Here is a 14,516-nt window from a genome sequence, read left to right on the forward strand (position 1 = left end):
TTTTTCTTTCGCCATAATCATTGTTGTTATTTGGTTATGGCGCAAAGGTAGGTTTGTGAATAATGTGCGTCAAGGCGGAAAATAGAATGCTTACGAGATTATTCCTCGACCGCGGCTTGCGCCGCTCTAAAACGCTTTTGATTTTCAGCAAATTCAAACTCATTGGAAAACTGAAAAGAAACCCGTTGAATTTTCTTGTCAAAAAAACCTATTTGCAAGCATTTTTGCAGCAACTGCGGCAGCAATCATATTATGATTATCAGTAAATTACCGAGACTGGTTCAACTTAAAAGCAAACCAAGTCTAAAACAACATGTAAAATACCACTATTATATAATAAGGTAGCATCATTGTTGGCCTTTGCGCAAAAGCTCAATGATAGCATTCTTATCCTCTAAATTATTCTTTAAGGATTCTATATACTCTTTTTGCATTTCCACTTTCTCGGTCAATTCCGCTACTCGCTCTTCTGCTTGTGCAGCCTTAGCTCGCTCTGCGGTCAGCTCAGCGATTAACTGCGCATCACCTATAAAATTGTTGGCATCACCATGAAGCGTTACGGCAGCGAGATAAGCCGAGATCTGAGGGGGCACTTCACAGAACAAAGTGAAAAAGTTAAAGTCCAGGGCATGACATAGGTCTACCAGCTTCTTACTCTCCATCGTATCTCTTTTCAATATTCTGTTGACATGCTGCTGGGAGACACCAATTCTACGTCCGAGTTCGGACTTACTGATGTCAAGTTCCAGCCGGCGTTTCTCTATTGCCTCGCCTATATGCACACTTTTTACTGCAACTTCCATGGTCTATAGTTAAATTTTAAGCTTCAATCAAAATAATATCATTCAAATATTGGCTATATAAACACTATTTTGTTATTTTGCGAGCATAAAGCTCTCATTATTTGAGTGCAAAGTTAATCATTAATCATTAAATAATCAAGATTTATGGTAGAAATTTCGGCAAAAATCCGTCCGTCGCTCATCGCTCTTAACGTAGGTGACGAAATCTCCTTCCCCATTGAGAAACTAAAAAGTGTACGAACTCAGGCATCCGAACTGGGCGCCATCATGAGTCGTCAATACACCACCAAGACCGATCGGATAAACCACATCATCAAGGTGAAACGCATATTATAGAACCAAACTATCAAAATTATGTTTTCGATACAATTTATAGACCACGAAGTCCCTTACGATGTGTTTCTGAATGACCTGGTTAACAAACTAGTTCAGGCGCTAAAAGACACGCACGACGACCCTGAATTCATCAGTCAGAGAAAGGCCTACAAGCTCTTTGGAAGACGAAACGTAGATCGATGGAGACGTCAGGGAAAGGTGGTATGCTACAAGCGTCCGGGGAAGGTAGAATACAAGACCGCCGACCTTCGTATGCTGCAGAAGACCACCCAGGATTACTTTGAAAGCCCGCCTCTTTCATCCATTACCAGTATTAAAAAGACGGTAAAGCATACAAAATAAGAACTAAACAGCATCAACAAAGAGGGAAAAGGTTATCAATGCAATCAAACTGAACTATACATAAACCTTTTTTGTTCCATCAGTATAGTTGTAGTCTTACGGAACATAGAAATAGATTAGTAGGTACAAGAGACTGCCAAAAGACATGAGAAAGTAAGAGAAATAGCCATGAAATTCTATCATCTGATTGCCATGTTGTAGGTATTCTCCTCGTTTTTTAAGAAAAATGAATGAGACAAAGCCATCAGTAGACCCTCATGGTGTCTATACCGTCAAAAGGACTTGTGCTGCCTTGGAGGTCAGCTACAAAACGCTCCGTAAATACCGGATGAACGGCCACATACAGCCCATCAATCCGGACAATCCCCATCGTCTGAAATACACTGGGCAATCCATTCTGGACTGCTGGTTCAAACTCCGCATGCTATGATTAGCGAAGGCACACTTGATAAAGTCAGGGAATTGCCCATCGAGTCCATTGTAGAGCCGTACGTGAAGCTATCGCGTGACGGCAGACTCAACATGAAAGGGCTATGTCCGTTCCATTCGGAGAAAACCCCTTCATTCTCGTTGAATCTGTCCAAGAACCTGTACCACTGCTTCGGCTGCAACCGGGGAGGCGATGGCATCCGGTTTATCATGGAGAAAGAAAACCTCTCCTTCACCGATGCGGTGCATTTTCTGGCCAAGCAGCACGGAATCCCGGTAGATTATGAAAAGGAAGAGGAACAAAGCGGGGAAGCCGTAGCCGAACAGAAACACAAGGAATCCCTTCTGGCTACACTGGATATACTCCAGACCTTCTTTGTGGACAGCCTTCGTCTGGCAACTACGGAGGATTCACGGAATGCCCGGTGTTATGCCTACAACCGCTGGCCGGAAGACTTTTGCTCAGAGGCCGGATTAGGATATGCCCCGAAAGACAGCAACGCCTTCCGCGATTTCTGTCAGCAGAAAGGATTGAAAGAGGAACTGCTGTTTGAACTGGGCATGCTCAAACGGAAGGAGGACGGCACCAGTTACTCCATGTTCCGCGAACGGATCATGATTCCGATACGGAACCGGTGGGGACGCATCATTGCCTATACGGCCCGTTACATCGGTGCCAATCCGAATGCCCCCAAGTACATCAATTCCGCCACCAGCGTGCTCTACACCAAGGGAGAAACCCTGTTTGGCATCGACCGCGCCTTTCGATTGAGGGATGCAGAGAATTTCATCATCGTGGAAGGCGCTCCTGATGCGTTGCGCTTGCAATCCATCGGTCTGGAGAACACGGTGGCCTCTTTGGGTACCAGCTGGAACGAGAACCAGCTGAACCTGCTCAAGCGCTACAAGTCCTCCCTCTGTTTCATTCCTGACTCTGATGTGGCTCCGGAAGGCCAATATGGTCCCGGATTCAAGGCTGTGATGGAATGCGGCACACTGGCCATCCGAAAAGGATTCCATGCCACAGTCAAGGAATTGCCCTTCGGTACCCGGGAACTGACGGAAGAAGAACTGCAGGAAAAGTACGAAGGGGCTATTCCAAAAGATGCTCAACGGGAAGTGCTTGTCAAGAATGATGCAGACAGCTACATTCTGAGCGAAGAAATCTACCGCAACCTGAGGGAAAAGCATTTTATCGTCTGGCTGGCAGAGAAGCAGTTTGCCACGGCCAGTTCACTGCTCAGGGAAATCAATTGCGTCAATCAGATTGCGGACTTGTTGCGTTATGTAAAGGACCAGTTCGTATATGAGCAGTGCATCGAGCAGCTGAGTAAGATTTACGGCAAAGCCCGCCTGTGGAAGGATGCCGTGACACAGGCCCGCAACCAGGCCAAGAGGGCCAAGCAGCCGACCATGATGGACAAACAGCAGGAAGAGACCGATGCACTCCGGCAGCTCAACCTGTTTGTCCGCAACAACTGCTACTATTGCCTGGGCAAGGATGATGAAGACCCCATCCGCCTTTCCAACTTTCGGATGGAACCCCTGTTCCACATCCATGACGAATGCAACGGTGTCCGCCTGTTCCGGCTGTTCAATTCCTTTCGGGACAGCTGCATCATCGAGTTGAAAGAATCCGAAATGTGCTCCATCTCCAACTTCCAGCAGAAGATAGGTTCGGTCGGCAATTACGTATGGCTGGGCAAGATAGACAAACTCAACAACGTCAAGGAGTTCCTGTATGCCCGCACCCAGACGGCCGAGCGAATCCGCAAGCTCGGATGGAACGAGAGCAAGGAGTTCTTTGCGTTCGGCAACGGCATCTTTCAGCACGGTGTCTTTCATGAAGCCGACGAAATGGGCATCATCCAGGATGACAGCCACCATGCCTATTACATTCCCGCCACTTCTAAAATCTACCGGGACAATGCGGAAATCTACCAATTTGAACGACTGATGGTGCACCGAAAGAGCAACGGCGTGCTTCTCCGCTCTTTCGTGGAAAAGCTGACGGAAGTCTTTGGCAACAATTCCCGCATCGCTTTCGGCTACCTAATTGCCACCCTCTTCCGGGACGTGGTCTATAAACGCACCCGGCATTTCCCCATCCTGAACCTGTTCGGTGAGAAAGGTACCGGTAAGACCACGCTGGCCACCAGCCTGCAGGCCTTCTTCCTCCATGACGTGGAACCGCCCAACATGGGTGTGGCCTCCGTTCCGGCCATGAACGACCGGGTATCGCAGGCGGTCAACACCCTGGTTGTTTTTGACGAATACAAGAACGACCTCGATGTGCGCAAGATTGCTTTCCTCAAAGGTCTTTGGGGCGGTGGCGGCCAGACCAAGAAGAACACCAACACGGACGGCATGGCCTCTCAGACCATCGTCAGCACGGGAGTCGTCATCTGCGGGCAGGAAAAGCCGACGCAGGATATGGCGCTCTATACCCGTGTTCTTTTCCTGGCTTACACCAAGACCTCGTTCAGCGTCCTGGAGAAAAAGCATTACGAGGAACTGCAGTCCATCTGCAACCTGGGCCTGACCCACTTGACCCTCGACATTCTGAAACATCGGGAGCTGTTTGAGAAGAACTTTCCCGACATGTATTCCCTCACCAAGCGGGAACTTGCCATCCAGATGGAACAGGAAGGCATCCATGACCGTATCTTCGGAAACTGGATTATTCCGTTGGCCACACTGCGCACGCTGGAATCCGCCTTGCATCTTCCCTTTAGTTACGCCCAGATGCTGGAAACCACGGTCAACGGCATGCGCAACCAGAACGAACTGGCCCAGGAAAGTTCCGAAGTGGCCGACTTCTGGAACATGCTCCAGGGCTGGCAGTCCATCGGAAAGTGTACAGAAAAAGTACACTTCAACATCCGCTATCTCAAGAAGTTCCGTCCGATGAATGTCAAGGAAGATATGGAGTTCATGGAAGCCCGTCCGATACTCTACCTGAACATGGCAGCCATCTCTTCGCTGTTCAGCAGCCGGAACTCCACCCAGAACATCACGGCCAACCGTTCGTCCTGGTCCACCGTTCTGTCATACCTCAAATCCCATCCGGCCTTTCTGGGCACCAAGCAGGACCGCTTCTACATCCTGCTGCCCAGTGGTAACCCGGATTGCGTGACGGTTGTGAAAGACGGAAAGGTTATCCAGAGTCCGAAGGTGAACCGCCCCAAAGCGCTTTGCTTCGACTACCTGCAACTCAAGGAGATGTTCGGACTGGATCTGGAAACGGAAGTGATTACGGAAAACAGTGAAGATGATTCCGAGATATAAGATAACTGATAGGATTAACCCCCATGATATAAAGACCGTTTTATTTCGAAGATTCAGGGAATAGAATTATCTTTGTATCTTGGGCCTCAATGATAGGACCATGCAATATATATATCTGTAAACAAGTTACCGAACCTCATGAGAGAAGACCAATTTATCAAGCTCTCCCAAGCTGGAGAGAATGTTCAAATAGAATACAAGACATGCTATGAACAGATTTCTGATTCATTGTATGAAACCGTCTGCTCCTTTCTGAACCATAGTGGTGGCCACATTCTGGTGGGAGTCAAGGATAATGGTGAGATTGCCGGAGTAAATCCAGACAAGGCTACCACCCTGCAGGGGAATATCATTACCGCCATCAAGAATCCGGATTTGTTCTTGCCCTGTCCCTACTTCACACCGCAAATACTGACCGTTGAGGGGAAGGTGGTCCTGTATCTGGACATTCCTTGCGGACAATACGTTTACCGCTACAAGGGGAAATACTGGGACCGCAATGGAGATGCAGACATTGATGTGACCGACCAGCCGGAATTGCTGCTTTCGCTCTTTGAACGAAAGAATCCGCATCTTTTTGAAGAAAGGATTGTAGAAGAACTGACACTGGAAGATCTGGACAGTGATACTTTCCAGTATTGCCGTAATATCCTGGCAGTCATCAAGCCGAACCATCCCTGGCTGCAGCTGACAGATGAAGATATACTGCTTCATACCCGTCTGGCCAAGAAAGAAAGGGAAACCGGAAAACTGAAGTTGAAGTATGCTGCACTCATTCTGTTTGGCAAGGAAGAAGCCATTGAAGAGTATATGCCCCGTTACCGCTTCGAGGCGCTGTTTCACATGTGTACCTACGAGGAATACAATGACATCAAGCGTTTCCCCAGTCGGTACGACGATCGCATCACCATGCGCTGTAACCTGATCAAGGTCTATGACCGACTGACGCAGTTTACGGAACGCTACCTGCCGAACAAGTTCTACTTGCCAGAAGGGACTACCCAACGGGAAGACCTGCGCTGGGACCTCTTCCGTGAAATTGTGGCCAACCTTTGCGTACACAGTGATTTCAGTACAGGTTATGCCTGCTTCTATCATGTGTTCAAAGACCGGGTAATCACGAAGAACCCCACTCGTCTGCTTCCGGAGATTCCCGAAGGCGAACTCACACTGCAGGAATTGAGCAACTACACCAAGAATCCGCTGCTGGTGCGCGTGTTCCATGAGTTGTCCTGGGTGGAAGATATGGGCTCCGGTACCCGTAATATCTTGCGCTATGCCCCCTTGTACTATCCCGACTACAAAGTGGAAATCGTCAACGGCTCGCAGTTCATCTTTTCCATTACCTATATGGAAATGTCCCAAGAAACCGTGGAAAATGTCCCAAGAAATGAGAAAATGTCCCAAGAAACTGCGGAAAATGTCCCAAGAAACGGACAAATGTCCCAAGAAACCATTTCCACTAACGATGAAGACGATTTGAATATTTCTCTTGAAAAGCCGACAGACAAGAAAGAAAATTCTAAAAAGAATAAGCGCCATCAAGCGATAGTCTCGTTGATCAGGAAGAATTCGAGGATTACAATGGAGGAAATGGCAGACAAGTTAGGTGTCAATGCGCGTACCATTCATCGCGACATCGAAGAATTGAAACATGTTGTAGAGCATATTGGTCCGACCAAAGCCGGCTACTGGAAGCTGTTGAAATAAAGTAGTGCAAATGCCCATGTAAGAAAAAACCATAAAAGAGAGCCGTTTTCTGACTCGCTTTTATGGTTATCCTTTGCAAACAGCCATTAATCCTCCAGTTTGCTCACCAGCTTCACAAATTCTTTGGCAGGTTTGAATGCCGGGATGTTGTGAGCCGGCACAATCACGGTGGTATTCTTGGAGATGTTACGCGCCGTCTTTTCCGCACGCTGCTTCACAATAAAACTGCCGAAGCCACGTAGATAAACATTCTCTCCCTTTTCCAGCGATTCCTTCACTTCCACCATCAAACTCTCCACTACTGCCAGTACGGTTTGGGCATCACATCCGGTCTTTGCGGATATACTCTTACATAATTCTGCTTTCGTCATTTCTAGATTCTTTAAAAACGCACAAAGATACGCAATGTACTTCAAACAAACATCAAACAACCCCGTTTTTTGCTTGTAAATCAGCACGAAAAGCACTACCTTTGCATCGTTTTTAGAATACATCTTCAATATGGACATTAGTTTGATTGGCACACATGCAGATGCCGTATGGAACGTACTGCATGAAAAAGGTGGAATGGATTTGACTCAACTAAAACAAGAATCCTTTCTAACAGACAAGTAAATTACTTCTGTAATTTGCACCTTATATATAAATTCTGCTTAGCTTAGTTTAGTTTTTTTAGTCAAAAATAAAAAAGGGTATCGACATAAGTTCAATACCCTTTTATTTTTATCAGCTCATAGTATAGCAAATAATAAATGAAACTGACTTAGCATCCCTATAGAAGGCTCACTCGCTCGGTAATGGCTGCATCGTCCAATGTGTAACCTCCGAGACTGTTTTCTTTGGCTTGAATACAGAGATATAGCATTGGTGCATCTGAGGTACATTTCAAGCAACGGTCACAGTGTGTTGAAACACGAACCACCGAACCTTCGGAAATATCAAAAACAGAATCATTTACCTGAAACTTCCCTGAACCGGAAAGAATAATATAGTTCTCTTCGTTATTCTCATGGGTATGGAAGAACGGAACAGATTCTCCTGAAGGGAGAGAGCCAAATGAGATTTCACAGGAATTGGCCTCAGTTGCTTCTTTTACAAATTGTTTCCCTTCAAAGTGCTGCAGATTCCCAACAGAAACATGGGCGAATTTATCGCCGGCATTAATTTTAATAGACTCATAATTGCGATAATTTAAATTAAACAGTATCTTTGCATTTGATAATAACTATCTTTTTGATAGTGCAAAGTTAATATGTAAATACATATAAAACAAGAGGTTACTTAATTGTAAGCTGGTTACTTTTTGAATAGTTTTTTTGAGTATGAGCAAGATAGAGTTAAAAGAAAATCTAAAAAAATATTCGAACTTGGATGAATGTCCAATAAGAAATATCATATCACGATTTTCAGGAAAATGGCCTGTAATTATATTATGTATTCTGTCTGAAAACGAGTGTACGCGTTTCAATCAGATTCAGAAAGCTATTCCTGACATTTCCCCCAAAGTATTATCTGATACCCTAAAAAATCTTGAAACAGATGGTATAATCAAACGAATTGTTTATGGAGAAGTACCCCCAAGGGTTGAATATTCATTGACTAAACTTGGCCTAAGCCTAATGCCATACATTAACAACTCTTGAGTTCAACTTATAAATGCAACTTTTTGGGTGCGGATAATAAGCAATAAAAACATTTATTTTTCAGAGAGGAAAGAGAGACAATGTCCCCCTTTCTCTCACTCTGAATGGATAAAGTTTGCTATCTTTGCTTTAATTGTCCGTCCAAAGAAAAAAAAGTTGCAGATGAGCAAACATATAACCGAGGAACAAAGGTATGCAATTTCTATGATGTTGCAAATACCGATGAGCAAAAAAGCAATAGCGGAAGCTATCGGAGTAGATAAAAGCACTGTTTACAGGGAGATAAAGCGCAATTGCGACGCCCGAAGTGGTAGCTATAGCATGGAGCTTGCCCAGCGAAAAGCAGACAGGCGCAAGCAGCAAAAACATCGCAAGGAAGTGCTTACACCGGCAATGAGAAAACGGATAATAAAGCTGTTGAAGAAAGGATTCAGCCCGGAGCAGATTGTCGGCAGGAGCCGCTTGGAGGGAATTGCGATGGTATCTCACGAAACGATATATCGCTGGATTTGGGAGGATAAGCGGCGGGGTGGCAAACTGCACAAATATCTTCGCAGACAAGGTCGCAGGTATGCCAAACGTGGTTCTAAAAATGCAGGGCGAGGATTTATCCCAGGCAGGGTGGATATTGATGAGCGTCCCGAGATAGTGGAACTGAAGGAGAGATTTGGTGATTTAGAGATAGATACAATTATTGGTAAGAACCACAAAGGTGCCATTCTTACCATTAACGACAGAGCAACAAGCAGGGTCTGGATACGCAAGTTGTCGGGAAAAGAAGCCATCCCGGTAGCTAAGATTGCAGTATGGGCACTGCGGAAAGTGAAAAACTTAATACACACAATTACGGCTGACAATGGAAAGGAGTTTGCAAAGCACGAGGAAATTGCGCAAAAATTGGAAATAAAATTCTATTTTTGCAAACCATACCACTCATGGGAACGTGGTGCCAATGAAAACACCAACGGGCTTATCAGGCAGTATATCCCAAAGGGTAAGGACTTTAGTGAAGTAACCAACAAACAGATTAAGTGGATTGAAAATAAACTCAATAATCGACCTCGTAAAAGACTTGGATACCTCACGCCAAACGAAAAATTTAAACAAATTATTAATCAGAATTCTGTTGCATTTGCAAGTTGAATTCAGCCCTGTAAGAAGTTACTAATGACAAAAAAGAAATTGCCCGTTCGTTTTACGGGTCAGCACTTTACTATTGATAAAGTGCTAATAAAAGATGCAATAAGACAAGCAAATATAAGTAATCAGGATACGGTTTTAGATATTGGGGCAGGCAGTAAGCATTCTATTTTCCGCCTTGACGCACATTATTCACAAACCTACCTTTGCGCCATAACCAAATAACAACAATGATTATGGCGAAAGAAAAAGTAAACTATCAGGAGGTATATGACCTCTACCAGTTATGCAGCGAGACCAAGGATCTTCGCGAGTTCTGTGCGGATTATGGAGTAAACTACGACAAGTTCATGAACTGGCAACGTCATCAGCTTTGGAGCGAGAAGTTAGGCAAGACAGTTCAGGTTGATCAGCCCAAGGTTGCTAAAGTCCAGATAACCGGTAAACCTTGCAACAGTCCAACTGTTAAGATGGAAGTGAAACAACCGGAAGGCGAACCTCCTATTAAGTGGGTGAAACTGCAATTGACATCTGGAGCGACATTGTTTCTGAGAAACACCAGCGTTCTTGATCTGAGTCTGTTGCTTAATAAAATGATAGGATGATATGCTTGGACTGAGTGCTAACCTGAACTATTACCTGTTCAACGGTAATGTGGATTTACGGAAAGGCATCTTCCGTTTGTGTGAAAGTATAAGGCAAGAGATGTCACTTGACCCTAGTGATGCGTCCAATGTATATATGTTCATGTCCCGTAACCGGAAGGTCGTCAAGATACTTCATTACGAACGCGGTTTTTATGTGCTTTACGAGAAACGTCCTGTCATTGGAAAGTTCAAGAAACCTGTGTTTGACGAGGTGTCAAAATGCTACCGGATACAGTGGTCTGACATGGCTTACCTGACGGAAAGTATCGTAGTCGACAGAATGTATGTAACTCCTAAAGAATGAATAATAAGGCGTTGATTTACAATGGAATAATACAAAAATAATCGATAAAAAGTTTGCGTAACTGCCTGATTTTTCGTACCTTTATATCATGATTGATGAAAGAGCATACGAGTTACTTTGCTGCCAGCTGGGTCTGGCGAATGAGGAAAAAGCAGGGCTTCGCAAACAGAATAAAGAACTGATTGCGAGGCTTGAGTCTATTGAAAAATCCAACAAGGAGAACTCAAAAACTCTGATTGATACAATCAATGACCTCAAAGAATCCCTCGAAAAGCAATCAACCACGGTTGAACATTACAGGAAAGAAATGGAACTTATGAGGAAGCAGCTTGAAGCAAAAGACGAGGTGAACATGATGCTTGCAAACGAGATATCCAATCTCAGACTTCAGCTTGAAGACAGCAGGAAACACCGTTTCGGCCGTACATCTGAGCAAAGAAGGCTGCTGAACAACCGTAACATTGACAAGTCTGCAATGGAGAAGTCCGAATATGACGGTTCTGACAAGAAAGGTGATGATGATAATAAGGCCAATGGTAACGAAGCTGGTGGCAATACCTCTTCCGATAACGCAACAGCACAGAACAGCAAGCCTTCAAGAAGAAAGGAAACCGCACCACGTGCGGAAAAGACCAGGCTGAAGGTGGACAAGGTAGTGGTACATGAAATAGAAGACTATTACCAACTCCCGGATGGTGCAAGGCTTATGAACCGCAACGGAATGGCTGATGTGTGGGAATACAGGTTTATAGAACATGTGCGTGCCCATAACGTGGAACATGTGTACAAGGTGGCAAGGGTAAAGCTTGCAGACGGCACTTTCACTAACACGATGGAGCATCCCTTGAAAAACCTTGGAGGAATCTTCTCTCCTGAACTGCTTGCCCGTCTGCTTTGTCTGAAATATGACTTCAGCATGCCTGAGAACAGACAGATAAGACTGCTTGCAAGAGAAGGCATCCATATAAGCAATACCACGCTGAACAGCTATATCCACAACGGAATCTCCAGGCTTAGGGAGTTTATGGAAGATGTCTTCAAGAAGTTTGTACAACAGGCAAAATACCTTATGGTTGATGAGACTACCGAACTCGTTGGAGTTGAAACACCGGAAGGTAAGGCTTACAGGAGAAAGTACTTATGGGCTTTCTTTGCAAAGCATGTCAAGTTGGTTTATTATCATTACAATAACGGCAGCAGAGCATCTGATGTGGCAAAGACCTTCCTTGATCATTTTATGGGATCTATATCTACAGACGGATATACGGTTTACAGAATGTATGACGGAGAAGGCTCAAAGGTGCTTCATATAGGATGCTGGACGCACTGCAGGAGGTTGTGGGTTGATGCTTTGCCATCAGACAGGACGGCGATGGACATAATAGATTCTATCGGTGATTTATTCAGGAATGAAGACCTGTTCCGCACAATGAAACTCAGCAGTGAGAAGATAAAGGAAAAAAGACTTAAACTTACGGGACCTGTTCTTGAACGTATACATCATAAGGTGGTCATGATGATGCAGGATGCGAAGATCATGGCTAACGAACTGATAAGAAAGGCTGCGAACTACACGATAAACCAGTGGAAATCCTTGAGAAATATCCTCAAGGACGGTTCAGCGGAAATATCCAACAATCTCTGTGAGCAAAGAATGAAACCTGTAAAGCTGCTGCTCAAGAACTGTATGAATATAGGAAGTGAGGCAGCCGCAGAAAACTCGGCATTCATCTTCTCCCTGATAGAAAGCTGTAAGTTGAACGATATAGATCCTCAGGATTACCTGAAGCACTTGTTTGAATGTATTCTTCATGGTAAGGACTGCGACAAGAAGGCTCTTCTGCCATGTTTTTATAAATCGGAATGTTAAAACTAAACTATTTTCTTACGGACATTTTTATTTTATCGGCTGAAAAACAGCCGATAAAATTGTCGTAGCGGAAAATAGAATGGTTACGGGCAGGCAAGGGGTTTCTTACTGTTCATTTATTAAAAATCGCCAACAATGTTGTTGCTATTGAAAACGACACAGCTTTGGTTGAACATTTACGAAAATTATTTTCTGATGCCCGAAATGTTCAAGTTGTCGGTTGTGATTTTAGGAATTTTGCAGTTCCGAAATTTCCTTTCAAAGTGGTGTCAAATATTCCTTATGGCATTACTTCCGATATTTTCAAAATCCTGATGTTTGAGAGTCTTGGAAATTTTCTGGGAGGTTCCATTGTCCTTCAATTAGAACCTACACAAAAGTTATTTTCGAGGAAGCTTTACAATCCATATACCGTTTTCTATCATACTTTTTTTGATTTGAAACTTGTCTATGAGGTAGGTCCTGAAAGTTTCTTGCCACCGCCAACTGTCAAATCAGCCCTGTTAAACATTAAAAGAAAACACTTATTTTTTGATTTTAAGTTTAAAGCCAAATACTTAGCATTTATTTCCTGTCTGTTAGAGAAACCTGATTTATCTGTAAAAACAGCTTTAAAGTCGATTTTCAGGAAAAGTCAGGTCAGGTCAATTTCGGAAAAATTCGGTTTAAACCTTAATGCTCAAATTGTTTGTTTGTCTCCAAGTCAATGGTTAAACTGTTTTTTGGAAATGCTGGAAGTTGTCCCTGAAAAATTTCATCCTTCGTAGTTCAAAGTCGGGTGGTTGTCAAGATGATTTTTTTGGTTTGGTGTCGTCTTTTTTTAAGCTGCCGCATAACGGTTTGGCGCTTGGCGCAGTGGCGGATTTTGGAGCACAAAACTGTCAATACACCACAAAAGTTGATGCGAGGTAGAATGTTCAATTAACCACGTCACCCGCCATTGAGCCAAACGCCTGTTACCTGCTGGCATTCTTTTAAATTATATTCAAGTCTTTAAATACTTTTTTGGTAATTTCTTTTCTGCAACTTCCGAAATCAGACCTTTTCATTTTTCTGTCTTGTAAAAGTCTTGTTGCAAAAATATAAGTCCCATTTTTGGTCTCAATGTACCCTGTCCACCAACCTGTATTGATGTTATTTTCCCTTGTCCAACCTGTCTTAGCCCTTATAGTATATTCTTCATTTTGTTCCGTAATCATTACGTTTTTAACAATGTCAATATTTCGCTTAGAAAAGGGTAATTTTTCTTCATAAAAAGATTTTACAAATTCGACCTGATTTTTAGGCGAAATTGCAAAGTCTCCAAAATTCCAAAAATCGGCTTCAGTTTGGGATAAATTATTGTTTCCATACTTGCTCTCTGCGAGGTGTTTTCTATAGGTATCTTTTCCGATTTTCTTTGCAAGTTCTACAAAAACCCAACCTGCTGATAATTCAAAGGCTTCTTTGACTGGCATATCGTGATAAATTTCGGGTCTATAACCATACTTAACTGTATCTGTACTACCAACCCATTTTATTATTTCGTTTTCATCTTTGATAGTATTAGTTTCAAGAGCAATCAATAAATTTATAATCTTGAATGTAGATGCTGGAAGCGTTTCAATTTCTAATCCAACTGTGTCCGATACAATCCATTTATCATTTCTAATGTCATAAATAGCAATTGTGCCTTCAACTCCGCAACTGTCAAAATAATTTTGGAAGTCGCCCCGTATATTTATGTCGTTCTTAGCCAAAATATTTGATTTTCCATCTGCTTGTCTGTTAGACGAACATCCATAAATAAGGAAAAGTGTTACAATAAAAGAAAATAAACTTTTTGATTTCATTAGTTTCTTGAATTTACGGTTTGGTTTTTTATGCTTGCAGGTAACGTGCCGCGTATTGGCGATGGGCGGGATTTTTAGCACTGAACTTTAATCGAAGAACAGAAGTTGAATTTTGCACTTCCGTTGATACGAAGCCGTTCAGCCCGCCTATTGCCAATACGATGTTGTACGA

At 43.5% G+C, this 14,516-nt stretch carries 14 protein-coding genes and 2 pseudogenes; 12 read left to right on the plus strand and 4 right to left on the minus strand.

Annotated features, from left to right (window positions below; translation table 11 throughout):
- Window positions 1-347: 347 nt before the first annotated feature.
- A complete protein-coding gene (locus HMPREF1534_RS13365) occupies window positions 348-803 on the minus strand; it encodes a helix-turn-helix domain-containing protein (RefSeq protein WP_005938268.1) in 456 nt (151 codons plus the stop codon).
- 144 nt (window positions 804-947) lie between these two features.
- On the opposite strand from HMPREF1534_RS13365, the gene HMPREF1534_RS19690 reads away from it, so the two are divergent.
- From HMPREF1534_RS19690 to HMPREF1534_RS13350, 5 genes are all read left to right on the plus strand, one after another.
- Complete coding sequence (locus HMPREF1534_RS19690) at window positions 948-1,139, plus strand: hypothetical protein (protein WP_005938271.1); 192 nt, start codon at window positions 948-950, stop codon at window positions 1,137-1,139.
- A gap of 18 nt (window positions 1,140-1,157) precedes the next feature.
- A complete protein-coding gene (locus HMPREF1534_RS13360) occupies window positions 1,158-1,481 on the plus strand; it encodes a hypothetical protein (RefSeq protein WP_005938274.1) in 324 nt (107 codons plus the stop codon).
- Between the two features lie 226 nt (window positions 1,482-1,707).
- The gene (locus HMPREF1534_RS19695; protein ID WP_005938277.1) at window positions 1,708-1,911 is read left to right on the plus strand and encodes a hypothetical protein; all 204 of its coding nucleotides are present in this window, start codon (window positions 1,708-1,710) and stop codon (window positions 1,909-1,911) included.
- Window positions 1,908-5,198, plus strand: coding sequence for a DNA primase (locus tag HMPREF1534_RS13355; RefSeq protein WP_005938279.1), 3,291 nt, complete (start codon window positions 1,908-1,910; stop codon window positions 5,196-5,198). Before HMPREF1534_RS19695 ends, HMPREF1534_RS13355 begins: the two co-directional genes overlap by 4 nt.
- Before the next feature lie 138 nt (window positions 5,199-5,336).
- Window positions 5,337-6,908 carry an RNA-binding domain-containing protein gene (locus HMPREF1534_RS13350; RefSeq protein WP_005938281.1) on the plus strand — a complete coding sequence of 524 codons (1,572 nt, stop codon included), beginning with the start codon at window positions 5,337-5,339 and terminating at the stop codon, window positions 6,906-6,908.
- Window positions 6,909-6,994: 86 nt separating this feature from the next.
- Here HMPREF1534_RS13350 and HMPREF1534_RS0118875 read toward each other — a convergent pair whose 3' ends face one another.
- Together HMPREF1534_RS0118875 and HMPREF1534_RS19700 are read right to left on the minus strand one after the other, a co-directional pair.
- Window positions 6,995-7,279, minus strand: a complete 285-nt coding sequence (locus HMPREF1534_RS0118875) for an HU family DNA-binding protein (protein WP_025066952.1) — start codon at window positions 7,277-7,279, stop codon at window positions 6,995-6,997.
- 401 nt (window positions 7,280-7,680) lie between these two features.
- Window positions 7,681-8,115: a cupin domain-containing protein gene (locus HMPREF1534_RS19700; RefSeq protein ID WP_306669588.1), complete on the minus strand. Its 435-nt coding sequence runs from the start codon at window positions 8,113-8,115 to the stop codon at window positions 7,681-7,683.
- A gap of 115 nt (window positions 8,116-8,230) precedes the next feature.
- Between HMPREF1534_RS19700 and HMPREF1534_RS0118880 the strand changes: the two genes are divergently transcribed.
- From HMPREF1534_RS0118880 to HMPREF1534_RS0118885, 7 genes and pseudogenes are all read left to right on the plus strand, one after another.
- Entirely contained in the window at window positions 8,231-8,551 is a 321-nt protein-coding gene (locus HMPREF1534_RS0118880) for a winged helix-turn-helix transcriptional regulator (RefSeq protein WP_018452726.1), read from the plus strand.
- Window positions 8,552-8,713: 162 nt separating this feature from the next.
- Entirely contained in the window at window positions 8,714-9,694 is a 981-nt protein-coding gene (locus tag HMPREF1534_RS13345) for an IS30-like element IS4351 family transposase (protein WP_005794072.1), read from the plus strand.
- 24 nt (window positions 9,695-9,718) lie between these two features.
- Window positions 9,719-9,847, plus strand: a pseudogene (locus tag HMPREF1534_RS13340) (rRNA adenine N-6-methyltransferase family protein); the annotation flags it as partial.
- Between the two features lie 80 nt (window positions 9,848-9,927).
- Window positions 9,928-10,296 (plus strand): hypothetical protein, encoded by a 369-nt coding sequence (locus tag HMPREF1534_RS13335; RefSeq protein ID WP_005936264.1) that lies wholly within the window; start codon window positions 9,928-9,930, stop codon window positions 10,294-10,296.
- Window position 10,297: 1 nt separating this feature from the next.
- A complete protein-coding gene (gene tnpB, locus HMPREF1534_RS13330) occupies window positions 10,298-10,642 on the plus strand; it encodes an IS66 family insertion sequence element accessory protein TnpB (RefSeq protein ID WP_005936267.1) in 345 nt (114 codons plus the stop codon).
- 88 nt (window positions 10,643-10,730) lie between these two features.
- On the plus strand, window positions 10,731-12,512 hold the full coding sequence (tnpC, locus tag HMPREF1534_RS13325; protein WP_005936270.1) for an IS66 family transposase: 1,782 nt from the start codon (window positions 10,731-10,733) through the stop codon (window positions 12,510-12,512).
- Window positions 12,513-12,601: 89 nt separating this feature from the next.
- Window positions 12,602-13,279 (plus strand): annotated as a pseudogene (locus HMPREF1534_RS0118885) (rRNA adenine N-6-methyltransferase family protein); the annotation flags it as partial.
- Between the two features lie 207 nt (window positions 13,280-13,486).
- Here HMPREF1534_RS0118885 and blaOXA read toward each other — a convergent pair.
- Window positions 13,487-14,344 (minus strand): OXA-1327 family class D beta-lactamase, encoded by an 858-nt coding sequence (gene blaOXA / locus HMPREF1534_RS13320; RefSeq protein WP_005938297.1) that lies wholly within the window; start codon window positions 14,342-14,344, stop codon window positions 13,487-13,489.
- Window positions 14,345-14,516 lie beyond the last annotated feature (172 nt).

Source organism: Phocaeicola massiliensis B84634 = Timone 84634 = DSM 17679 = JCM 13223, assembly GCF_000382445.1.
GTDB lineage: Bacteria > Bacteroidota > Bacteroidia > Bacteroidales > Bacteroidaceae > Phocaeicola > Phocaeicola massiliensis.